This window comes from Staphylococcus coagulans (assembly GCF_022557135.1).
GTDB lineage: Bacteria > Bacillota > Bacilli > Staphylococcales > Staphylococcaceae > Staphylococcus > Staphylococcus coagulans.
This window is the reverse complement of the sequence record NZ_CP092966.1, coordinates 586,110-609,625: the sequence shown is the minus strand read 5'-3', so window position 1 is coordinate 609,625 and position 23,516 is coordinate 586,110. Positions and strand designations below refer to the sequence as shown.

The following is a 23,516-nucleotide window of genomic DNA, read 5'->3' as shown; positions in this document are numbered from 1 at the left end:
AATATATATCTTTTACAGCCTAATTATATAATTTTTCAAAATAAATGCAAGACACAAAAATGACATATTTCACTCTAACTTTTACTTTCTGTCTTAAAACGAATTCGCTACAATGGAATATAAGAGTGTGACAAAGATTTGACAATGATAATTTCGAGTCACCTCATACAACATTTAGACTATACATTTTATATAAAGGAGCGAGAAATAATGAAGCAAAAACAATCTCTTGGTATTATCATCATTATTGCGATGCTAATTGTGACGTTAGGTGTCGTTGTTGCGATGATGCTTTCCGGTCAAAAAGAAATATATTACGGTTATATGAAAGACAGCACAACAGCTGAAAAAGTAATCAGTGAATCTGACAAGACGGTTAAAGAAAATGTTAAAATCCCTACGGATAATAATTTCCAACCTAAAAAAGGTGACTTTGTTAAATTAATAGCTAAAAAAGATGATCCTGATCATTTCGTTAAAAAACAAATCGTATCACATGATGATGTTCCACATGGCTTAATGATGAAAATTCACGATATGCATAACATGGATATGCATCACCATTAATTTAATATTTTTCGCATCAATAATAAGCAATGAAGAAAATGTTCTCAGCCATTTCCTTCATTGCTTTTTACTTTAATATCTATATTTAATTACCAAATGAGTTCATCAACAACATCATCATTGAGTGCACGAATGATTTCTGTCACTAATTGAACCGCTTTTTGATAATCTTTTTGGTCAATTACAGATACATTTGAGTGCATATAACGTAACGGAATTGATAGTGCAATAGAAGGAATACCGTCTAATGCGGTATGCATATTCCCAGCATCTGTTCCGCCACCCGGCATTGAATCCCATTGTAATTCAATATTGTGTGCTTTTGCGACCTTTTTAACATGGCGAATAAGCCCCACATGACCAATATTTGTCGCATCTAATGTTAAGACAATTGGACCTTGACCTATTTTCACATCGCCATCACTTTCAAGCCCTGGCGTATCATATGCGACACCGACATCAACCGCAATGGCTAAATCAGGTTTCACTTTATGCGCGGCTACTTTAGCACCGCGCAGTCCCACTTCTTCTTGGACATTAGCACCAGCAACTAAGTTAATATCGAGTGCTTCATTTTTCAATTCGTCTAATATATCGACTGCCAGAGCACATCCAAAGCGATTATCAAATGCTTTTGCAGTTACATAATCTTCATTTAAGAGCGTTTCAAATTCTGAATAAGGCGTAATCATGTTACCCACCTCAATACCTGCTGCTTCAACTTCTTCTTTATCTTTTGCGCCGACATCGATGAACATATGCTTCATGTCGACAGGTTTATTACGTTCTTCTGCACCTAAAACGTGTGGCGGTTTAGAACCTATGATGCCGCGTATTTCGCGTCCTTCATCCGTTGTGATTGTCACTTTTTGGGATAACATCACTTGGTTCCACCATCCTCCTATTGGTGTAAATCGAATAAAGCCCTGCGCTTCAATTTTAGTCACCATAAAACCAATTTCATCAAGATGTCCTGCTATCATAATTGTACGTTGACCAGACTGGCTCTTTTTCTTACCAAAGACACCACCGAGATTATCATAGATCATTTCATCACTATTGGGTTCTAATAATTCAATCATCGCTTTTTTAACCTGATGTTCATGTCCAGCGATTCCATTAAGATCTGTTAATTTTTTTAATAAGTCTTTTGTATTTTTCATCTATATTAAACCCCTTTCAGATTAAATTCTATTTAATTTTAACAAACTTTTCTGACAAAAGTATGATTTAAGCATTGCGCAACTTTTGTTTTTCATTGCATAGAAGAATTTTGAAAGTATATACTAGAGGTATCTAGAAATTTCTGAAATAAAAGACAAATTGTTGACATGCCTTTTGCGAATCGGATTCAGTTGATATCATCATTATTTTCAATTAAAGAATCATCAATGGAAATCCAACGTTTTTTCAACAATAAGTGGCATGTCTAACTAGCTTTTAGCATGCGTGCAATCGCATATACACGATGTCAAATTTTAAACGGTACACACTAAAAATTTTGCTTATTCATGACATCTTCGCTTTCATATGCGTCATGCGCATCATCAATATGATACATCGATAAGGAGGTCAAATCATGACACATAAAGTCGCTTTAATTGGACTTGGTCGTGTAGGGAGCCAAGTATTAACGGACATTCAATATACAGGCCTATTTCAAGAAATCATCTTAATTGATACCAATCTGAATCGTGCGGAAGGAGAGGCAATGGATCATCGCCATTTCCAATCTTACAGTGGGACACATCATACGAAAATAAAAGCAGGGAATTACACAGATTTAGATGATGTTGATATGATCATCATCTCTGCGAGCGTCCCTTCTACAGCAGATATGGCGGATCGCACAAAGTTAACATCCGGCAATGCAGCAATCATTCAAGAGATTATGTCAGACATTACTGCGGTAACAACCTCACCACATATTATTATGATTTCAAATCCTGTAGATACGATGACTTATTTAGCAGAAATACAACATGATTATCCACATGAAAAAATTATGGGAACAGGCACATTATTAGAATCGTCTCGTTTCCGTACATTGATTGCAGACCACTACGACGTTGATCCGAAAAGTGTAGAAGCTTTCGTTATTGGAGAACACGGTAAAACAACCGTGCCGGTATGGAGCCGTGTCCGTATTGCAGGGATGCCCCTTGATGAATATGAACAACTGAGCCATGCGCAAGCCATCTCGAAACAAAAGATTCGCGATGAAATTGACAAAGTGTCATTTGACGTGATGCGCAATAAAGGTTGGACGAATTCTGCCATATCTCGCGCAACAATCGATCTTGTAGAAGCCATTCTTTATGATGAAAATCGTATTTTACCTATTTCGACAGTGCATCAGCACGTTTATGATTACCAAAATGTCGCATTTAGCCTTCCGACACTTGTTAATAAAGAGGGTCATCAAACCGTCTTCCCAATCGCACTAGACGTTGAAGAAAAACAAGCACTTGATCATGCTGTTCAATATATTCAATCAACAATTGCGTCTGTCACAGATTAAGTCTCGCAATCTTTTCAGACAGCACTGATTGCCCTTTGAAATTCATTTATTTAGGCAGAGATGACACACGATGCTAAACTTTTGTTAAAGGTTACGTGCATAACGTCATCAACTGCCTTTTCTTTTTAAAAATATTGATTCAACTGCACCATTTTGTCACTTAAAGTACAAATTACATGCAAAGTAGATTTAAAATATCCGCTCTAACTCACGTCTTCATTAAAAAGCACTGAAATCCAGAACTGATTTCAGTGCTTTGCTTGATCAACGACCTTGAATTGCCATTATTTCATTTTATAATTTTCATTGAAATAATTGTATTTCGCTTTTTTATCATGCTTTTTCGTTTTTGAATCGAAGCCTTGTAAGAAAAAGCCACGCTTGAGATGAATAGGCTGCGCAATATATGTATTTTTTTCGTCACCTTTTAAGGTTAATTCTTTATAAAACACACCTTTTCTTGGATCATACTCAGACTTCTCTTTAATAACTTTATCGCTCAAATGATGTTCAGTTAAATACTGATCGATTAGCTTTAAGTTTTGACTTTTTTGATAACCCTTATATGCAAAAAAGCCAGCTGCGACAATTACAAATAACAACACTAAAGCCAAAACGAGTTTTAAAATTTTCTTTGCCATTTCATGTGCCTCCACCTTATTACAATCTTATTATACATCTTATCACAAATCTTTTTCTTACATTACTTTCAGTATTTGTCGTCACATAAAAGTCATAATACAATCGGCATCCAAATTGGGATTTCACCATGAGCCATCATAAAATAAAACTTAAGCTTCACTATGCTTCACATATAAAAACGTCTTTAAAGACGAGCTGTCACCCGTTTCAAAGACGTTTTAAATCATTCGATTATCATTTAAAAAGTTAGATTATTCAACTGTTGACACTGCTTGTTCGCGTTTAGATAAATTAAACATTGTTAATAATGCCACAACCCCAAAAATACTTAAGAATATAAAGGCGAGATGACTTGAACCTGTGAGCGACGTTACCGCTGTAATCACTAATGGTGGGAAGAAGCCTCCAAGACCGCCCATCATTGAGACAATACCATTCGCAACGCCAGCTTCTGTTGTGAAATATAGTGGAACGAGCTTAAACACTAAACCATTACCGATACCGACACAGATACTCACTGTTAAGCATCCAATTGTAAATAATAAAATTTGACTGGAAATACCTAAAATGAGTGCACCTACAATCATAATTGAAAAGAATACTTTCAGCATAGAGACAGCGTTAAACTTATCACCTAAAATACCACCAAGTGGTCGTAAACATGTTGCTAATGCAATGAAAACTCCGGTACGAATCCCTGCATCTACTTTATCAATACCAAAGTTTTGAACAAGGAAGTTCGGTAAGAAAAGACCGAAAGCCACGAATGCACCAAATGTAATAAAATACCAAAAACTTAAATAATAAAGTTTGTAATTACGCATTAACTTTCTTGATTGTTCGACTAAAGGCACTTTGACTTTTGGTTCATTGCCATCACCTAAGAAAAACATGATGACTGCAAATACAGCCATAATAATTAAATAGCTACGCACTGTATTTTGCCAACCAATCAAACCTGCAATAGGAGGTGCTAAAAATGAAGATACTGCAGTACCGAGGTTACCCATACCATATATCCCATTCGCAAGCCCCACTTTATCTTTGGAAAAATATTTAGGTAATGAGGTTACCCCTACTGAGAAGATTGCCCCACCAACACCAAGGAAAAAGCCTGCAAACATGAGTGCCCCTGGAGATGTCGCTTGGCTTAATAAGAATATAGGCACGAGTAATACTAAAAAGCTTGTAAAGAATACCCATTTGGCACCGACGATATTCGTTAAATAACCAAACGGTACACGCAAGACGGAGCCTAATATAACTGGAATGGCTAAAATAATTGAAAGTTGACCACTCGAGATTTGAACATCCTGCGAAATAAAAGGAATCAATGGTGCGATAATACTCCATGCCATAAACCCTGCCACTAAACTCAATGTTTGAAGCCCTAATTGTAAACCCGCTTTTGACTTATTCATTGATCATTCACCTTTCTCGTTTGACTCCATTTCGAATCAAATTCACTAAATTTTCTCTACGCGTTGATAAAATGATAATTTAAACATTTCCAACTCAAATATAGTTTAACTTTATTGTGAAATTTATAACATAAGGACTTCCCCTATACGCAGTGTGGGGTATCCCCTAACCTGAAATTGATGTATAAGCATTGTTGAAAATTAGACAAAATCAGGATTAAGACGAGATTGACATCACTTTACGTTTAACAATCAGGCATCTCATAAATAGCTTTTTTACCTAGCTAAATCAATTCGCAAAGACAAAAAATTTATAAAATAAAGGATATCAAATAGGGACGTGTGTAGGAGTATGTTATACTCATTTGTAATAGAGAATGACTTCAATAATCAACATGCAATTATATTTTAAAAAGAAGGTGCATTGATTGAAAAAAACAGTTGAGTGGCTCATCGCAATTGTCAGTGCCATTGCGATTGTGTTATTGATTAGAACTTTTATTGGAACACCCTATACCGTTAAAGGGCAATCTATGTTTCCCACTTTTCACGATAAAGATCGTGTCATTGTCAGCAAGATTTCAAAGTCATTGAACCATCTCAATCGAGGTGATGTCATTGTCTTTCATGAGAATCAACATAAAGACTTTATTAAGCGATTGATTGGTCGTTCAGGAGACACTGTGATATATAAAGACGATCAACTTTACGTTAACGGTAAAAAAATAAAAGAACCCTATTTGGATTCTAATAAAAAGTACAAAATTGGGGACTTTTTGACCGAAGATTTTAATGTGGAGGATTTAAAAAATGCGCAAGGTGAGGCTAAAATCCCTGCACATCGCTACTTAGTATTAGGGGATAATCGCCAAAATAGTATTGATAGTCGACGTCCTGAAGTGGGTCTGATTTCAGAACAACAGATTGTAGGTAAAGTAACCGTAAGAGTTTGGCCTTTCAACCGAATAAAATTTGGCTTTAAACCTGACACATTTAAATAACAAAAGAGCCGACATTTCAAATTTTTGATAACCTTGCCTACATGAACTCGCTTGCTTAGGGGCTGAAGTCTCAACTAAATTTGGCTTAATTGAAGCTGAAAATTGATGAAGCCAAATTGGATTTTCGACTTTAGCTCTTCCCTCAAGCGTCTCGTTCATTGTGGCAATCATTACTTAATCATGAAGGTATAGAGGACAATTTTAGGAGACAATGAAAGTTTTTTAGAAAGTCAAAACTGTAAAAATTAGAGGGATGTATCAAAGTAAATGTATTATCAATTAAATATCGTTTATTTTGATATGTATATCTTTTAAATTCTAAACGTTTATGATATGGATAAATATCGTGGATTTTTTGTCGTTATTAATTAAATGATACGAAAGTGACTTATTTTTTAAAATTATAATAGTGAATGGTAACTTGCAGAAACGAAGTATTTACGACGAGCCGAAGACTACAGGCTGAGGCTGTCCCCTCGGAAAGCGAAGTCATATAATACGAAGTTTCATCATATAAAAAGCGCTAAGACAATTTTCTATTAAAAATCATCTTAGCGCTATTTATTTTGTAATTGATGTGCCGAACTTTTTTACACACACCTTTTGATTATTCAAAATCGCTCCGTATATTGGAATTGTTTATGCTTCAAAAAACACTTCATTTTCGTCGACTAGAAATCTAATAGCTTTTTCTTTAATGCATACTCCACGAGCTCTGGTTTTGATTTTAAATTAAGTTTATCCATAATACGTGTTTTATGTGCTTCTACTGTTTTAACAGAGACAAATAGTTTTTCAGCAATATCTTTATTCCCATATCCTTTGGCAATTAACGGTAAAATTTCAAGTTCACGTTTCGATAAAATCTTGAATGGATCATTTGAGTACGATTCATCCTGTGAAGATTGAACAAATTCTTTAACTAAAGACGTAGTCATTTTAGGATCAATATAAGTTTGCCCTTGATAGACTGTGCGAATCGCTAACAATAATTGTTCATCTGGCGCATTCTTTAAAATATAGCCACTTGCCCCGCTTCGCAAGACGTGGAATAAATATTCTTCATCATCGTACATCGTTAATATCAGAATTTTAGTATTCGGAAAACTGTCTAAGATTTTACTCGTCGCAATTAATCCTGATTCACCCGGTGGCATACTGAGATCCATAATGAGTACGTCCGGCTCATATTTCATCACTTTTTGATACGCCTCAACGCCATCGGCAGCCGTCCCTACGACTTCCATATCCTCTTGAAAGTTAAGTATCATAGAAAAGCCTGTACGTACGACGGCGTGGTCATCAGCAATTACGATTCTCATGCTTTATTCCCCTCACTTTTGACTAATTGGTACTTCGAGCGATACGATGGTGCCTTTACCTTTCTGCGTTTCAATATTCAAATGCCCGTTGACCAACTCAGCACGTTCATACATCCCATATAAGCCTAATCCAGACCCTTTAGGCGAATCGCTCGGTTCAAAACCTAAACCTTGATCTGAAACCTCAGCATAGAGATAATTTTGGTCTTTTCGTAAGATGACATCGACATCATCAACATCTGCATATTTCATCGCATTGAAAACTGCTTCTTGAACGATGCGATAGACAACGGTTTCGATTTCAGTATCAAAACGTTCTGGTTCAATATCAAAGTGATAATTCACAACTAATCCATAATTATTTTCAAGTTGCTTAAAATAAGACTTAAAAGCGGCATCTAACCCTAAATCATCTAAGGAGGAAGGACGCAACTCTGATGATAAATTTCGAATGTCATCAATTAATTTTGTCATCAAGCCCTCAATATTTCTAGAGTTTGCTAATAAAGAATCCATATCTTGCTGATATTTGAGCAAGCGCATTTCAACATTCACATTAATCAACTCTTGAACTACACCATCATGTAGTTCTCTAGAGATACGTTTCCGCTCATTTTCTTGTGCTGCAATCGTCTTTTGAATCATATTACGTTGATAAAGTTCTTCTTGTCTTTGTAGTTGTGCTGTGACATTTTGTAAAGTAAACGCCTTAATCTGTTGGGCTTCATCAATCGTTTGGTATGTGGCTGTAAAAGGCTCAATTTTATTGTCAGTCGTCTTCATAAAAACTTGAAAAGTCGTATTACCTAACGTTTCTGAATGTAAAAAACAGTTTTGACATGTACGCAAATCATGTTCATTGGTATATCCTTCACAACGTCCACAAATTGTATTAGAAATACCACTCATATCATTATCTGGCGAGATGATACGTTTCGCTGCCTCATTCATATAAATCACTTTACCATTGCGGTCAATAAAGATAATCATTTCTGACGTCTTATGGTAATACGACAATAAAAACGACAATAAATCATGTGTCTTTTCTGTCATCATAACATCACCTTATCTTCACTCGTTAAGCCACTAATACCTTTAATTAACGACAAATCACTCGCAATCTGAGGTAACGGTTTTTGATTACGTTGGCCTAATAAGAGCACACCTTTCACACGATGATTATGCCATAGAGGTATAGCAATTAATGCGGTAATCTGTTCACTCATTAAGATTGGAAAGTTAAAAAGTGAACTTTGAATTTCATGATGTGTCGTATCCGGAATCACCATAGGCTTCCCTGTCTTCATCACATTACCCGCCACACCATGACCATGACGTAAGACGATACGTTGATAACGCTCATTTAAGTTGCCTGACACGTAACGCCATTTGATCTTTGTACCAACATGATCTTCTGAGGGTAATGCGATACCAGCAAAGTCAAACTCATATTCATGACGTATTCTATCTATTTCATCTTGATAATCATGTTGAGAAAAATCAATCTGGTTCACGGTCATCACTCCAATTTAAATTTTGTGTTTACGATAAATAATATAACTGCGACTCGCGTAAGATAAAGGGACACTCCACACATGCACAAGACGTGTGAAAGGCCAACATGCCATAATCGTAAAACCCAGTAAAATATGCAATTTAAATGTTAATGGAACACTCACCATGAGACTTGCATCAGGGCGCAACGTAAATAAACCTCTAAACCATATTGAAATCGTTTGTCGATAATCAAAGTCAGGCGTCGTTGCATTTGTCACTAATGTAGCATAACATCCAATAAAAACAATTAATAACAATAAGAAATTGACAAAAATATCTGATGCAGAGCTTAAACGGCGCACATTTTGTTTAGTCACGCGTCTAGCAGTTAACAACAACATACCGATTAACGTTATTATACCAAAAATACTTCCGATATACACCGCTCCGATATGGTAGATATGATCGTTCACACCGATTGCCGTTAACCAATGTGCCGGAATCAATAATCCAACGACATGACCGAAAAACACGGGAATAATGCCTAAATGAAACATGAGACTCCCCCATTTAAGTTGCTTCTTTTCAATAAATTCACTCGATTTTGCAGTCCATGAAAACTGGTCATATTGGTAGCGAACGATATGACCAATCACAAAGATTGCAAGACAGAGGTACGGGAAAATCACCCATAAAAATTGATTAAACATGATGTCTCACCTCTTCGACTTGTACAATGCATTGCTTTAACGTTTCTCTAAGACCTTTAATTAAGTGACGATAAGGATTGCCTTTTTCTTCAAGATATTTCATCATCGGATACGTTCCATCTTCAATGATCATCACTAATAATTGCGTGTTTTCTTGTGCCCTTTCATCCCCGTCAAATTGAGCAGCGTATAAGAACTCCAACATCAATGGTAAATAATCTGAAAGCTCAGATGAAGGCATCTCTAGGCCAAACATTTCATAAAGCACTTTTAATTTTGCTAACATTTGCCCGCGTTCTTTTTGGGTATCAAACTGATTAAATGTCATGTAGAGTGTCGCTTTTTTATTAAAATCAAACGTATCAGTGTAAAGCATTTGAATTTCAGATAAACTCTTTTCATACATTTCTTTACGATATTGTTTGACATATGGATATGCGGGGTGCGCTTCATGAAAAATTTCTTCAAAGACTTTAGGGTGGAAGGTTAACTTCTCTGGAAAAATTAACTGTTGGCTCATGTAACCGAGCGTCTCTTTATAGCTGTTCAGCCGATCAAGATTAATCACGGAAAATCCCTCCATAGAAATTGTCGTTATAAATTTCACGGCCTGTTTTACCACCTGCACCTACAGGCACACCACAACCATCACAGTTCGCGCCGAAATGTTCACCACCATAGCCTTGACTTCCTTGCGCTGCATAAGTGTCCATGTATTGCTCTTTATGTGACGTTGGAATCACAAAACGATCTTCATGTTTCGCAATCGCCAACAAACGGTACATGTCTTTTGCTTGTCTTTCTGTGAGACCCACACGATCTAAGCGTGACATGTCAAACTCACGGCCTGTATTTTGTGCACGCATATAACTTCTCATCATAGCCATTCGTTGAAGTGACCCTTTCACAGCTTTTGTATCCCCAGCTGTGAAAAGCTCTGCCAAATATTGTACAGGTAAACGCATTTCTTCAATTGCTGGAAAGATAGCATCTGGATTGTTTCCAGCATTTTGTCCTTCAAAATAATTCATTATTGGACTTAAAGGTGGACAGTACCAAACCATCGGCATTGTACGATATTCTGGATGAAGTGGAAACGCTAACTTGTATTCAATTGCCAATTTATAAATCGGTGAATTTTGAGCTGCTTCAATCCATTCTTGAGAAATACCATCTTTCTCTGCTTGTTCAATAACTGCCTCGTCATAAGGATTCAAAAATAAGTCCAACTGTTTTTCATATAAGTCTTGCTCGTTTTCAGCAGACGCCGCTTCTTGAACGCGATCCGCATCATATAATAGCACGCCTAAATAACGCATACGGCCTGTACATGTTTCAGAACAAACTGTCGGAATCCCTGCTTCTACACGAGGGAAACAAAATGTACATTTTTCTGCTTTGTTTGTTTTCCAGTTGAAGTATACTTTTTTATAAGGACAACCTGTCATACAGTAACGCCATCCACGACACGCTTCTTGATCGACTAACACGATACCATCTTCATCACGTTTATACATCGCCCCTGATGGACAAGATGCGACACAGCTTGGGTTTAAGCAATGTTCACAAAGTCGAGGCAAATACATCATAAACGTTTGATCAAAGTTAAATTTAATTTCTTCTTCAATCTTTTGAATGTTAGGATCTTGAGGGCCCGTAATATGTCCGCCTGCTAAGTCGTCTTCCCAGTTAGGACCCCAGTCTAAGTCCATACGCTGTCCTGTCATTAATGAATGGGCTTTTGCGACAGGAGAATGTTGGGCAGGTTTAGCTGTTGTTAAGTGCTCATAGTTATATGTCCAAGGTTCATAGTAATCTTTAATCACTGGCATATCTGGGTTGTAGAAAATTTTACCAAGTGCTATTTTGTTCAAGCGCGTTCCTGATTTTAACTCCAGCTTACCTTGTTTGTTTAATGTCCATCCCCCTTTGTAATGCTCTTGATCTTCCCATCGTTTTGGATAGCCGATACCCGGTTTTGTTTCTACATTGTTAAACCACATATATTCTGCACCAGGTCGATTTGTCCAAGTACTTTTACATGTCACACTACATGTATGACATCCGATACATTTGTCTAAGTTCAGAACCATTGCTACTTGCGCCTTAATCTTCAAGCCAATCCACCTCTTTCATCTTTCTCACTGCCACGTATACATCCCGTTGGTTCCCAATTGGACCATAATAATTGAATGAATAACTGATTTGGGCATAGCCCCCCATTAATTGTGTCGGTTTTAAGTGAATACGCGTTGGTGCATTATGCGATCCACCACGTGTTCCCGAAATTTCAGACCCCGGTGTTTCAATATGTTTATCCTGTGCATGATACATATACATTGTGCCTCGAGGCATCCGATGTGACACGACTGCACGCGCTGTGACTACACCATTACGGTTATACACTTCTAACCAATCATTATCATTAATGTCATGTTGTGCTGCGTCTTCATTTGAAATCCATACCGTTGGCCCCCCACGGAACAACGTCAACATATGTTGGTTATCTTGGTATGTTGAATGGATATTCCATTTACCATGTGGTGTTAAATATCGAAGTACGAGTGTATCGACGCCACCTTTGACAGGCTTATCTTTCGTTCCAAATACCATTGGTGGTAATGTTGGTTTATAAACAGGTAACGCTTCTCCAAATTGTTGGAAAACTTCATGATCAATATAAAAGCTTTGGCGTCCTGTTAACGTTCTAAATGGCACTAGTCGCTCAATATTTGTTGTAAATGGAGAATAACGTCTACCTTGTTTGTTCGAACCCGGAAAGACCGCTGTTGGAATCACTTCACGTGGTTGTGATGTAATATTTAAGAATGAAATTTTCTCAGATGCGCGTTCTGCTGAGATATCTTTTAATGGCATACCCGTTTGTCGTTCTAAGTCTTCGTATGATTTCTGTGAAACTTGGCCATTTGAAGCAGATGAAACATTTAAAATCACATCAGCTACTTTACGCGCTGTATCAATCCGCGGTTTATTATTTTTAATCGAATCATCTTCCCATGTCCCTACCATGCTTCGAAGTTCATCGTATTGTTCTTTGACCGAAAAGCTCACACCATGGGCACCAACTTTACCGTTTTCTAGTAAAGGTCCCACAGAAATAAATTTGTCATAAACGTCAGTATAAGTACGATCAACCACTGCAAAGCCTGGCATCGTTTGACCCGGAATTGGTTCGATTTCACCTTTTGTCCAGTCGTGCACTTTACCGTATGCCAGTGAGATTTCTTGCTTAGAGTCGTGTGCAAGCGGTGATGTTACAACATCTTTATAAGTACCAGTGAGGTGAACGCGAGCCATTTCAGAAAATGTTCGGCTAATCGTTTTGAAAATATCCCAGTCTGAACGTGATTCCCATAATGGATCGATTGCCGGATTGAATGGGTGAATGAAAGGATGCATATCTGTTGAAGAGATATCATGTTTTTCATACCAAGTGGCCGCTGGTAAAACGATGTCAGAATATAAAGGTGTTGCTGTCATACGGAAGTCTAAAGAAACAAGGAGATCAAGTTTACCTACTGTATCTTCTCCCCACTCAATCTCTTCAGGTCGATCCGTTTCATTTGGCTCAGCCATTAGTGCTGATTTTGCACCTAGTAAATGTTTCATAAAGTATTCTTGACCTTTAGCAGAACTTGAAATCAAATTCGAGCGCCAAACAAATAAAGTCTTCGGATGATTTTTACGTAAATCTGGATTTTCAACTGCAAATTTTGTTTTACGTGATTTCACATCTTCAATGGCACGTTTTAAAATCGCTTCATTATTAAATTCACCAGCATCGCGTGCTTCTTCTCCCCATAAAAGACTATTGCGGTCAAATTGTGGATAAGAAGGCAACCAGCCATTACGTGCAGCTAAAACATTATAATCAGCAGGATGTTGTAATTTGATATTCTCTGCAAGTGGTGAAGCTAAGCGATCAACACCTGACTCTTCATATTTCCATTGGTCTGTCGCAAAGTAAAACCAACTTGTTCCATTTTGTAAACGTGGTGGCCCTTGCCAGTCTTTAGCGAAAGCAATCGTATTCCAACCTTCAATCGGACGACACTTTTCTTGTCCAACATAATGGGCCCATCCGCCGCCATTCACACCTTGACAGCCACATAAAACGACTAAGTTTAACACAGAACGATAAATGGTGTCTGAATTAAACCAATGGTTAATCCCTGCGCCCATAATAATCATAGAACGTCCACCAGTATCGATGGCATTTTGTGCAAATTCCTTTGCCACTTGTGTCACAACATTCGCTTTGACACCTGTAATCTTCTCTTGCCAAGAAGGTGTATAGAAAGAAGCCGCATCATCAAAACCTTTTGATTCTAGTTCATGATTAAAACGTTTCACACCGTATTGACTTGCCATTAAATCATAAACTGTTGCAATGTATGTTTCTTCACCGTTCGCTAACGTCACTTTGCGCACTGGAATCACACGCTCAAATACGCCATTGCCTGCGTTATCAAAATATGGGAATTGAATTGTGACATGCTCAAAATCACCCGTTGCAACTGTCATTGCAGGATCAATTTTAGCGCCCGCTTCATTTTCTAATTTTAAGTTCCATTGTTTGCCATCTTCCCAACGTTGGCCCATAGTCCCATTTGGAACTTGAATCGTGTCTGTCAAACAATCTAAAACAACCGGTTTCCATTCACTATTCTCAGACTGACTGCCAAAGTCACTTGAACGGAGGAAACGTCCCGCTTTGTAACCTTTATCATCTTGATCTAATCGAATCATAAACGGCATATCTGTATATTGTTTGGCGTAGTTGATAAACATTTCTGAAGGTTCATCTTCATAGTAAGTTTGTAAAATAACATGCGTCATTGCTTGTGCTAGCGCTGCATCTGTCCCCGGATTAGGAGCCAGCCAGTTATCAGCAAACTTTACATTTTCAGCATAGTCAGGCGCAACAGAAACTACTTTAGCCCCTTTATATCGAACTTCAGTCATAAAGTGTGCATCTGGTGTCCGAGTGAGTGGCACGTTTGAACCCCACATCAAAATATAGCTCGCGTTGTACCAGTCGCTCGACTCTGGTACATCTGTCTGTTCACCCCAAATTTGCGGTGATGCTGGAGGTAAATCCGCATACCAGTCATAGAAACTTAACATTTCTCCACCTAATAACGAAATAAAACGTGCACCTGCCGCGTAACTAATCATAGACATCGCTGGAATTGGCGTAAATCCTGCGATTCTGTCAGGCCCATCTTTTTTGATTGTATAAATCAATTGAGCTGAAATAAGTTGCGCCACGTCTTTCCAGTTCGCACGGACATGTCCACCTTTACCACGTGCTGACTTATATAGACGTGCTTTTTCTTCGTCTTCTACAATTGAAGCCCATGCTTTAATTGGATCTTGGTATGTTTCCAACGCTTCTGTCCATAATTCCCATAATTTTCCTCGAACATAAGGATACTTTACACGGAGTGGACTATATTCATACCAGGAGAATGAAGCACCGCGTGGACAACCTCGTGGTTCAAATTCTGGCATATCTGGTCCGCAACTTGGATAGTCAATTTGTTGGTTTTCCCAAGTAATCACACCATTTTTCACAAAGACTTTCCATGAGCATGAACCTGTACAATTCACACCATGCGTTGTACGGACTACTTTGTCATGACTCCATCTTTCTCGATACATTTTTTCCCATTCACGACTTTTGTGTTCTAATACCGACCAATTCCCGTTAAATTTTTCAGTAGGCTTAAAAAAATTCAGTCCAAATCTAGCCATTGTCATCCTCCTCTTACACATAGACTTCAGTCATTACCCATATTGTACATTTATTCACAAGCGTATCCTATTAGGGATTTACCTATTTCATCAAGTGGAATCCCTATGCTTTTACATACCTAATACGTGGTTCTAAATCGCTTGCTTAGCGGTTAAATTCTCAACTAAATTTGACTGAATTCAAGAAAAACTTGGTGAAGGTAATTTGGATTTTGAGCGCATGCAAAGTCATATTAATGCGAAGTTTTATCATAAAAAAGAAGCGCTGAGACAATTTTTTATTAAAAATCATCTTAGCGCAACTTAATTAACGAAATGCTAAAATCTCTTATAAATCAACGACCTGTGTAAAAGTCGTATCTTGAATAAGTTGGGTAATTTTTCCAATTTGAGAAGCATGTAAATCTGAATAGTGACGATCATCAACCACGACTTGATGTCCCGCTTCAAAGTAATCAAAAGCGCGCTCTATCGCTTCCATTCGTTCACCTCTAATTAACACTGTTTCGTAGTTTCTTGAGGTGTTCGCGATGACTGTTTGCACATCCCTTACGACCTGCCCCACAATGGTAACACCTGGTCCTAGGCGTTCAGGCAACATTTCAACTTGTTCTACAATTGTATTCACCGTTCCACTTATCACGCGTTGGTTAGGATGGGTGGCATTAAAGACAATCGCTACTGGAAAATCGATTCCCATTTTATTTTTAATATCATGCATTAATCGAGGTAAACGTTTAATCCCCATATAAATGGCTAACGTACCACCATGTTCTAAAGTCGTCATATCAATTTCATTTTCTTCGTTGTTTTTAAAGTGGCCCGTCGTAAAAGTAATATTTGTCGATACATTTCGTTCTGTTAATCCTCTTCCTAGTTGACTCACTGCAGCACTCGCAGCCGTAATCCCCGGAACAATCTCATAATCAATATGGTACGCACGTAACGTTTCGACTTCTTCAGCGACCCGCCCAAATATAGCAGGATCGCCTCCTTTGAGTCGTACAATGGTTTGCGCAGTTTGTGCCTTTTCGACGAGTAACTGATTAATACGCTCTTGCTTAATATATTTCGTATAAGGCGTCTTACCTACGTGAATCCATTCTGTCTCTGGTGAAGACAAATGAAGTAAAAATGGGTGAACTAACTGATCATATAAAATGACATCTGCTTTTTGGAGGCAACGCTCTGCTTTTTTAGTTAGTAAACAGGGATGTCCTGGCCCTGCGCCAATAAGATAGACTTTAGGTTGAGACGCGTTTAAGGCAGACATACGTAAATATCTCCATCTACAATTTCAACAGGATAGGTCGCGACACATCCTTCATCAGGCGCTTGAACTTCACCGGTATTCAAATCAATTTTCTGATCATGTAATGGACAAAAGACATAGTCTCCGCTCACTGTTCCTTCTGATAAAGGACCTTGTTTATGAGGACAAACGTTATGAATAGCTTTAATTTCACCCGCTTCAGTTAGAAACAAGCCTATCTCTAAATCTCCGACAATGACTTTTTTACCAATTAAAGGCTCTAATTCTGAAACTTTAGCAACTTTAACTTTTTCCTTTAACATATGCCTCACACCTTCTCAACTTCAAATATTTTCTGTTTCATTTCATCTTGAACAATCTCATTCCATGGTTCTTTGGAAACGGCCGCTTTTGCTTCCATAATACGTTCATAGAGTGCTTCTTGTTTTTCAGGATCCAAGACAACCGATTTGACTTGATCAAAGCCTATACGTCTTAACCATGGCGCTGTACGCTCAGCATAAATTGCTGTTTCACGATAATACTGCATATAAGCGCCACAAAGTTTAATCACTTCATCTTCTGTTTCAACCGTAGTTAAATGTTCAGCGATTTCCACAGTTGTACCACCATTACCCCCTACGTAAATTTGGAAGCCATTTTCAACACCGATTACACCGAAATCTTTGACGCCTGATTCTACACAACTTCTTGGGCATCCAGAGACACCCATTTTAAATTTATGTGGTGTATCAATATATTCGAATGTTTTTTCTAAACGTATACCTAATTTTGTTGTATATTGTGTGCCAAATCGACAGAATTCTTTACCTACACAACTTTTAACAGAACGTGTTTTCTTACCGTATGCAGAAGCTGAGCGCATGTCTAAATCTTCCCATACTTTTGGTAATTCTTCTTTTTTCACACCATATAAACCAATCCGTTGTGAACCTGTCACTTTAACGAGAGGTACATCATATTTTTTTGCTACTTCACCGAGACGAATCAATTGATCTGCATCTGTCACACCGCCACGCATTTGAGGAATCACAGAGAATGTACCATCATTTTGAATATTGGCATGATAGCGTTCATTGGCAAAGCGTGATGCAATTTCATCTTCATGATTTTCCGGATAGACCATGTTTAAATAATAGTTCAGTGCAGGTCGACATTTTGGACAACCGCCTTTATCTTTAAAGTCTAATACATGACGCACTTCTTTTGACGTTTTTAATCCTTTTGCGCGAATTTGTGTCACAATTTGATCTCTTGATAAATCTGTACAGCCACAAATACCAGTTGGTGCACTTGCTTCAAAGTCATCACCAAGTGTATATTCAAGTAATTCTGCAATTTGTCCTTTACACTTACCGCAAGAATTACCGGCCTTTGTCACGCGTGTGACATCGGCAACTGACGTTAAACCTTGTTCTGTAATTGCGTTGACAATTGTACCTTTAGAGACCCCGTTACAACCACAAATTGTCTCATCGTCATCCATTTCTGCCACACTAATAGCGTCAACTTCACCCGCTTTATGCAAGATGGACACTAATGTATAATCATCAATGGTTTCGCCTTTTTTCATCATATTGTAGAAGCGATTACCTTCTTCTGTGTCTCCATAAAGCACTGCGCCGACAATCGCTTTATCTTTAACGAAGACTTTTTTATAAATATTATCGACACCATTAAACGTCTCAATACCATGGACTTCATCGTTTTCAGTAATTTGACCTGCACTAAAAAGATCACAACCCGAAACTTTTAAAGAAGTGAAAGTCGTTGAACCTTGATAGCCTTCAGTTGGACGACCTGTTATATGATCCGCTAAAATTTTGCCTTGTTCATACAATGGGGCAACTAAACCATACACTTTTGAGCGGTGCTCAGCACATTCACCTACCGCATAAATGTTAGGATCACTCGTTTTCATAAAGTCATCGACAATGATACCACGTCCAATTTCTAAGCCTGCTGCACGTGCTTCTTTTGTGACAGGTCGAATGCCGACAGCCATTACAACCATATCGGCATCTAATACACGACCATCAGATAATCGGATGCCTTCTACATTTTTCTCGCCTAAGATTTCTTGCGTATTGGCTTGAAGTTCAAATTTAATACCTTGTTTTTCTAAATCTTTTTTAAGAAGTTCACCAGCTTTGCGATCTAACTGAACCTCCATGAGCCACTCAGCTAAATGAACAACTGTAACATCCATCCCTTGATCAACGAGACCTCTTGCACATTCTAGTCCTAAAAGTCCCCCACCAATGACGATTGCTTTTTGTTTCGTTTTCGCGATCTCTAACATTTTCTCTGTGTCATCAATGGTTCTAAAACCGACAACACCTTCTAAACGTGAACCATCAATCGGTAAAATAAAAGAATCTGAGCCCGTTGCGATAATCATTTGATCATAGCCCACAATTTGACCTTGTTCTGTTTCAACTTGTTGTTTTTCGCGATCAATTTGAACAACCTTATCACCTGTAATAAGCTGAATATGATTTTCTTCATACCATTCATAAGGATTCATTATGGTTTCTTTGACAGTCATTTTATTTTGTAAAATGTTAGATAACATGATTCGGTTATAGTTAGGATACGGTTCTTTACCAATAATTGTGATATCAAAGCGCTCAGGATCTCGCTCTAATATTTCTTCTATTGTACGGACACCTGCCATTCCGTTACCCACCATTAATAATCTTGTTTTACTCATGGAAATCCTCCTCAAGCGTTTCTAAATACGCTTTTATTTTTGCGCCGTATGCTTGTGTGCGTTGAATAGATTGCCCTTCAGAACTCACACTAATTGTCATTTCGTTGTGTACAAAATCGAATGAATTATAAAAATCAGATTGTCGTCGATCTCCAGTGTGGTTCACCCACTGTTCAGGACGCGCATCATCATGCACTTGCTGGTTCACCTTTACATCATTCGTTGCGATGATGATGAGATTGGCATCCGCAATATCTTTTGAATCATAAGCTTTTTTATCCAAAGTGATATGGGGTGCCCACGTCCTTGTGTAAAATGCCGGATTAAATTCAGGACTGACCACTTTAACCGTCTTTGCTTCATGCATGACCTTTTTAAATTTCCGCCAAGCGATTTTCCCACCACCAATGATGACGACCGTTTTATTAGATAAATTTAACTGTATTGGATACACAGGACACCTCCTCGACATTCAGATAAACGACTTAAGATGATTTCTTTTAATATCGGGTGAAAGTTGATGGCATTTGTAAATTTAACTTCACACGGTAACTGCATCATTCTAATTTGCGCCTTTGTCCGTTGTACTAAAAAACCATCAAATAAGAAAAACGGAACAATACATAAGGTGTCATGTTGTTGTGCAATTTGTAGTAACCGCGTTTTAAAATCTAATGCTCCATAGACCATGCTGGGATAGCAAGTTTCCTGAGCAGTCGAAAGTTGATTGGCAATACGCGTTAAGGCCAAAGCTGGTTCATTGAATCTTTCACTACCGTGAGCAAGAAGCACCACCCCTACATTTTGACCCGATGTTCGTTCCATTGCTTCAATACGATAACGCGCCCACGTCTCCATCTTAGGATGTGTACCGAGTGGCTTCGTTAAATGAAAGACAATATTCGGATATTGAGCTTGCCACTTCTCTAAAGCCACGACTATATCTTCATAATAATGAGACGCTGAGAAAAGTAACAATGGCACAAGATATAAAGTGTCGGCACCTTGACGAATATGCTTTGTAAGCGTCGTATTCAAGTCTTTCGTTTCACTCTCTAAAAACGCAATATCATAATTTAACTTGTCACCTTCAAACAGTTGGTCAACAAATTGAATTAATTTTTGGTTGAGCTCACCTTTTCTCATACCGTGTACAATTAATATGACTTTTTCCATCACTTCACCCCCACACATTTATTGTAGACGAAATCTATTTATTTATGTGATAAAATTCACAGAAAACATAAAAACTAGGGAATCCCCTCCAACTGAATTTGAGGGAATTCCCTAGTTCAATCATGACTTTATTTCATATACTTTAACAATGTTTGAGTTGCCACTGCAACAACCTATTTGACCATATGATCATTCGTATCTTTAATACGACTTATTCATCTCAACATATCTCATTTATACCTCGTCTTTAAACAAGACGAAACCCGAGATATTATCGCACTTTTTACGAAAATCTCGGGTTAATATTGAGAGTCAATATTTTACTTGTTTTTGAGAAAAATAACTTTCAAATTCTTTTAACTAATTACGAATTCTATTAATCCAATCTGCCATATGAGATGTAATTGGTACTACAATCGTAGTATCTAAGTTATAACCTTGGATAATAATTCCTATTAATTGATCGTTCTCTTTGAGGAATACTCCTGATCCTGATTGTCCTTCTGATGATTGAAGAGTTGTATATAACGATGTTTCTCCATTTACACTAGTAATTACACCCTCAGTTCTATATTGCTTGTAACCGCCTTTCTCAATTGGATATCCTATAGAATATACTTCCTTGCCTTCTAAATTCGAAAAATTAACTCCTCTAACAGTTGTATTAACATTCTTTAAATAGTGTGAAAATGCGGTTGAAGGGTCGCTCACTTTAATTAAAGCAAAATCTTTATCAGAGTATGGATTAAAAGTCCCTACTGTACCACTACCAGCATCTGTTGCAAGTCCTGACTCACCAGGATATATCGTTCCAATAGTCCCCTCTTCAAATCCTCCATCCTTACAGTGCGCTGCAGTTAACCCCAGAGTTGGAGTTAACATTACTGCTGTACAGTGGTGTGTATCCTTGCCTTCATATTTCGCGGTTATTAAACTTCCTTTTTCCTTGAAGACTTCAGTTATTAAATCTCTATTATCCTGAGCTGCTTCAACGTTATTAAATGGTAGAAACGATAAAAATACAATACCTAAAATAGAAAGCAGTTTTATTTTCATAAATCTACACCTCTTTCAAACATATTTTTATTTCTTTATTATTATATAAATAATCATTACAAAACATCTATTATTTGTTTAAAAATTAAGAAATTTTTAATAGTTTGAAAGAGATTTGTTTAAAAAGTCCTCAAAATTCACTTTCCAGAATTTTGAGGACTTTTTAAATTAAAGAATTCATTGATATATTTTATATACAATATTTGTTATCCTAGCACGATATTTAAGACTCACCTTCAAACCATGGTGGCGGTGCTAATAATGAACGATTAAAACGTTCGGGTATTAATACTTTAACCATCATGGCACCTTGATCACCACTAGGTTCTTCAAGCGTAAAAAATGTTTCATAGCCACGTCTTTCATATACATCTTTTAACCAACTCATTTTACGTGCAGATGTCCCTAGCACAACGGCGGGCGCTTTAAGCGTATCGCGCAATATCGTATTTTCAACATAAGACATCATTTGATGCCCATAGCCTTGCCCACTATAATCAGGATCCGTTGCAAACCACCAAACAAACGGGTATTTCGATACTGGATTTTTAGGCTCCCATGGGAAGCGAATACTTAACGTTGAAATCACTTCTCCATCTTTCTCCAATACATACGCAGCATTGTACTTAATATTCTTTTCGATCATTTCTAAATCGGCATTCACAGACGGCCAGTCGATGCCCACTTCTCTTAATGGCGTAAATGCACGATACATCAGTTGTTGCAATCTCTCAGCATCTTCCAATGTCGCCAACCGAATATTGATTTGAGACATTTTCTCTCCCCTTTTCCCATAAGATTCATAAGTAGATTATCAAATATAAAACAGGATAGAAAAGAATACGCTCCAACCGAAGCGTATTCACCGTGAGTCATTATATGACCATCCAATTAAAAAATGAACGATCTCTGTAACTATAACGCTTTTCAGAATAATCAGAGACCTTATTCTACTCGACGTGAGCCGTTAAGATAAGCGTAAAGCAAGCCGACCATCAAGCCTCCACCAATATAGTTACCAACAAAAGCAAAGACGATATTTTTTAATACACCTAACCATGAAAGACCATCAAAATTATAGAAAATCATACCTACAAATAAACCTGCGTTATATACGACGTGTTCATAAGCCATAAATACGAAAATAATGACGCCAACTGCAATAAAGAAAGCTTTTGATAGACCTTCTTTAAATTGCATAGATACATAAATCCCAATATTAATAAAGAAGTTTGCAAAAACGGCTTTAACGAGTATCGCATGCCACGTTGGTTTAACCGTTTTGGCTGTCACAGTTGCAGTTAATGCGTGCACCATCTCTGGCGTCATTACTTTTGTAAAATACATTAAAATAAATAACACAAAAGCACCTAAAATATTGCCAATAAAGCAGACGATAAACAACCACATGGCCTTTGTGATTGAAATCGTTCGATAGTACATCCCTACTGTCATATACATAAAGTTACTCGTTAATAATTCAGAATGCGTCAAGACGATTAAGACTAAGGCAATGCTGAATGCGATAGCCCCCATTAAGTTGACCACACCGGGTATTGCACCGGCCATTTGTGTTTTAATGGCTAACATAAAGACCGTTACAATCGCTAACAAAATTCCAGACATCATAGATTTAACAATATAACGTGGCATTGCTCGATCAAGCATGACCTCTTTCATCGCTACCGCATGGATAATGTCATTGATTGTATGACGCGACGCATAGGTATCCTCAATTGTTTTTGACGGTTTTTGAATCCCCATTTCAAAGCCTCCATTTTAATTTTTAAGTTGATGTTTTGTTTTAATCTTGCTATTTCCATTTTACATGACGTTCTA

The 23,516-nt window shown here is 37.5% G+C and carries 21 protein-coding genes; 3 read left to right on the top strand and 18 right to left on the bottom strand.

What is annotated here, in order from left to right; translation table 11 throughout:
* Positions 1-210: 210 nt before the first annotated feature.
* A complete protein-coding gene (locus tag KM149_RS02610; protein ID WP_050330041.1) occupies positions 211-567 on the top strand; it encodes a DUF4889 domain-containing protein in 357 nt (118 codons plus the stop codon).
* An 89-nt stretch (positions 568-656) separates the two neighbouring features.
* Here the strand turns inward: KM149_RS02610 and KM149_RS02605 are convergent, their stop codons facing one another.
* A complete protein-coding gene (locus KM149_RS02605; protein WP_214971203.1) occupies positions 657-1,730 on the bottom strand; it encodes a M42 family metallopeptidase in 1,074 nt (357 codons plus the stop codon).
* A gap of 416 nt (positions 1,731-2,146) precedes the next feature.
* Here KM149_RS02605 and KM149_RS02600 point away from each other — a divergent pair, with 416 nt between their 5' ends.
* The gene (locus KM149_RS02600) at positions 2,147-3,088 is read left to right on the top strand and encodes a lactate/malate family dehydrogenase (protein ID WP_165545222.1); all 942 of its coding nucleotides are present in this window, start codon (positions 2,147-2,149) and stop codon (positions 3,086-3,088) included.
* 284 nt (positions 3,089-3,372) lie between these two features.
* On the opposite strand, the gene KM149_RS02595 is transcribed toward KM149_RS02600, so the two are convergent.
* Together KM149_RS02595 and KM149_RS02590 are read right to left on the bottom strand one after the other, a co-directional pair.
* Entirely contained in the window at positions 3,373-3,729 is a 357-nt protein-coding gene (locus KM149_RS02595; protein WP_016426202.1) for a DUF3139 domain-containing protein, read from the bottom strand.
* Between the two features lie 252 nt (positions 3,730-3,981).
* Positions 3,982-5,151, bottom strand: coding sequence for a nitrate/nitrite transporter (locus tag KM149_RS02590; protein WP_050330038.1), 1,170 nt, complete (start codon positions 5,149-5,151; stop codon positions 3,982-3,984).
* 428 nt (positions 5,152-5,579) lie between these two features.
* Between KM149_RS02590 and lepB the strand changes: the two genes are divergently transcribed.
* Complete coding sequence (gene lepB / locus KM149_RS02585) at positions 5,580-6,152, top strand: signal peptidase I (RefSeq protein ID WP_214971205.1); 573 nt, start codon at positions 5,580-5,582, stop codon at positions 6,150-6,152.
* Between the two features lie 671 nt (positions 6,153-6,823).
* On the opposite strand, the gene nreC is transcribed toward lepB, so the two are convergent.
* The 15 genes from nreC to KM149_RS02510 all read right to left on the bottom strand — a co-directional run bounded on the left by nreC (position 6,824) and on the right by KM149_RS02510 (position 23,441).
* Entirely contained in the window at positions 6,824-7,474 is a 651-nt protein-coding gene (gene nreC, locus KM149_RS02580) for a nitrate respiration regulation response regulator NreC (protein WP_016426198.1), read from the bottom strand.
* 12 nt (positions 7,475-7,486) lie between these two features.
* Positions 7,487-8,530, bottom strand: coding sequence for a sensor histidine kinase (locus KM149_RS02575; protein ID WP_016426197.1), 1,044 nt, complete (start codon positions 8,528-8,530; stop codon positions 7,487-7,489).
* Complete coding sequence (gene nreA, locus KM149_RS02570; protein ID WP_050330034.1) at positions 8,527-8,988, bottom strand: nitrate respiration regulation accessory nitrate sensor NreA; 462 nt, start codon at positions 8,986-8,988, stop codon at positions 8,527-8,529. Before nreA ends, KM149_RS02575 begins: the two co-directional genes overlap by 4 nt.
* 15 nt (positions 8,989-9,003) lie before the next feature.
* The gene (narI, locus tag KM149_RS02565; RefSeq protein ID WP_050330033.1) at positions 9,004-9,681 is read right to left on the bottom strand and encodes a respiratory nitrate reductase subunit gamma; all 678 of its coding nucleotides are present in this window, start codon (positions 9,679-9,681) and stop codon (positions 9,004-9,006) included.
* Positions 9,674-10,249, bottom strand: a complete 576-nt coding sequence (locus KM149_RS02560; protein WP_165545224.1) for a nitrate reductase molybdenum cofactor assembly chaperone — start codon at positions 10,247-10,249, stop codon at positions 9,674-9,676. The genes narI and KM149_RS02560 overlap by 8 nt, the downstream gene beginning before the upstream one ends.
* Positions 10,242-11,798, bottom strand: coding sequence for a nitrate reductase subunit beta (narH, locus tag KM149_RS02555; protein WP_214971207.1), 1,557 nt, complete (start codon positions 11,796-11,798; stop codon positions 10,242-10,244). Before narH ends, KM149_RS02560 begins: the two co-directional genes overlap by 8 nt.
* Entirely contained in the window at positions 11,788-15,459 is a 3,672-nt protein-coding gene (locus KM149_RS02550; RefSeq protein ID WP_215021664.1) for a nitrate reductase subunit alpha, read from the bottom strand. The genes narH and KM149_RS02550 overlap by 11 nt, the downstream gene beginning before the upstream one ends.
* Positions 15,460-15,787: 328 nt before the next feature.
* Positions 15,788-16,732, bottom strand: a complete 945-nt coding sequence (gene cobA / locus KM149_RS02545; protein ID WP_182281034.1) for a uroporphyrinogen-III C-methyltransferase — start codon at positions 16,730-16,732, stop codon at positions 15,788-15,790.
* Positions 16,720-17,034: a nitrite reductase small subunit NirD gene (gene nirD, locus KM149_RS02540; protein ID WP_016426190.1), complete on the bottom strand. Its 315-nt coding sequence runs from the start codon at positions 17,032-17,034 to the stop codon at positions 16,720-16,722. The genes cobA and nirD overlap by 13 nt, the downstream gene beginning before the upstream one ends.
* A 5-nt stretch (positions 17,035-17,039) precedes the next feature.
* Positions 17,040-19,445 carry a nitrite reductase large subunit NirB gene (gene nirB / locus KM149_RS02535; RefSeq protein ID WP_165545227.1) on the bottom strand — a complete coding sequence of 802 codons (2,406 nt, stop codon included), beginning with the start codon at positions 19,443-19,445 and terminating at the stop codon, positions 17,040-17,042.
* Positions 19,438-19,899, bottom strand: coding sequence for a precorrin-2 dehydrogenase/sirohydrochlorin ferrochelatase family protein (locus KM149_RS02530; RefSeq protein ID WP_103356341.1), 462 nt, complete (start codon positions 19,897-19,899; stop codon positions 19,438-19,440). The genes nirB and KM149_RS02530 overlap by 8 nt, the downstream gene beginning before the upstream one ends.
* Positions 19,881-20,621, bottom strand: a complete 741-nt coding sequence (locus KM149_RS02525) for a sirohydrochlorin chelatase (protein ID WP_165545229.1) — start codon at positions 20,619-20,621, stop codon at positions 19,881-19,883. The genes KM149_RS02530 and KM149_RS02525 overlap by 19 nt, the downstream gene beginning before the upstream one ends.
* Before the next feature lie 360 nt (positions 20,622-20,981).
* Positions 20,982-21,677: a trypsin-like serine peptidase gene (locus KM149_RS02520; RefSeq protein ID WP_214971211.1), complete on the bottom strand. Its 696-nt coding sequence runs from the start codon at positions 21,675-21,677 to the stop codon at positions 20,982-20,984.
* Positions 21,678-21,900: 223 nt separating this feature from the next.
* Entirely contained in the window at positions 21,901-22,452 is a 552-nt protein-coding gene (locus tag KM149_RS02515; RefSeq protein WP_060829446.1) for a GNAT family N-acetyltransferase, read from the bottom strand.
* 170 nt (positions 22,453-22,622) lie between these two features.
* Entirely contained in the window at positions 22,623-23,441 is an 819-nt protein-coding gene (locus tag KM149_RS02510; RefSeq protein WP_241415505.1) for a formate/nitrite transporter family protein, read from the bottom strand.
* Positions 23,442-23,516: the final 75 nt, after the last annotated feature.

Bases quoted from the DNA above. Each gene is read 5' to 3' on its own strand.
- KM149_RS02575 (WP_016426197.1), bottom strand. From the start codon at position 8,530: ATGATGACAGAAAAGACACATGATTTATTGTCGTTTTTATTGTCGTAT.
- cobA (WP_182281034.1), bottom strand. From the start codon at position 16,732: ATGTCTGCCTTAAACGCGTCTCAACCTAAAGTCTATCTTATTGGCGCA.
- KM149_RS02515 (WP_060829446.1), bottom strand. From the start codon at position 22,452: ATGTCTCAAATCAATATTCGGTTGGCGACATTGGAAGATGCTGAGAGA.
- KM149_RS02605 (WP_214971203.1), bottom strand. From the start codon at position 1,730: ATGAAAAATACAAAAGACTTATTAAAAAAATTAACAGATCTTAATGGA.
- KM149_RS02510 (WP_241415505.1), bottom strand. From the start codon at position 23,441: ATGGGGATTCAAAAACCGTCAAAAACAATTGAGGATACCTATGCGTCG.
- KM149_RS02550 (WP_215021664.1), bottom strand. From the start codon at position 15,459: ATGGCTAGATTTGGACTGAATTTTTTTAAGCCTACTGAAAAATTTAAC.
- KM149_RS02600 (WP_165545222.1), top strand. From the start codon at position 2,147: ATGACACATAAAGTCGCTTTAATTGGACTTGGTCGTGTAGGGAGCCAA.
- KM149_RS02610 (WP_050330041.1), top strand. From the start codon at position 211: ATGAAGCAAAAACAATCTCTTGGTATTATCATCATTATTGCGATGCTA.
- narI (WP_050330033.1), bottom strand. From the start codon at position 9,681: ATGTTTAATCAATTTTTATGGGTGATTTTCCCGTACCTCTGTCTTGCA.
- KM149_RS02525 (WP_165545229.1), bottom strand. From the start codon at position 20,621: ATGGAAAAAGTCATATTAATTGTACACGGTATGAGAAAAGGTGAGCTC.
- nreC (WP_016426198.1), bottom strand. From the start codon at position 7,474: ATGAGAATCGTAATTGCTGATGACCACGCCGTCGTACGTACAGGCTTT.
- KM149_RS02595 (WP_016426202.1), bottom strand. From the start codon at position 3,729: ATGGCAAAGAAAATTTTAAAACTCGTTTTGGCTTTAGTGTTGTTATTT.
- nirD (WP_016426190.1), bottom strand. From the start codon at position 17,034: ATGTTAAAGGAAAAAGTTAAAGTTGCTAAAGTTTCAGAATTAGAGCCT.
- KM149_RS02520 (WP_214971211.1), bottom strand. From the start codon at position 21,677: ATGAAAATAAAACTGCTTTCTATTTTAGGTATTGTATTTTTATCGTTT.
- KM149_RS02590 (WP_050330038.1), bottom strand. From the start codon at position 5,151: ATGAATAAGTCAAAAGCGGGTTTACAATTAGGGCTTCAAACATTGAGT.
- nirB (WP_165545227.1), bottom strand. From the start codon at position 19,445: ATGAGTAAAACAAGATTATTAATGGTGGGTAACGGAATGGCAGGTGTC.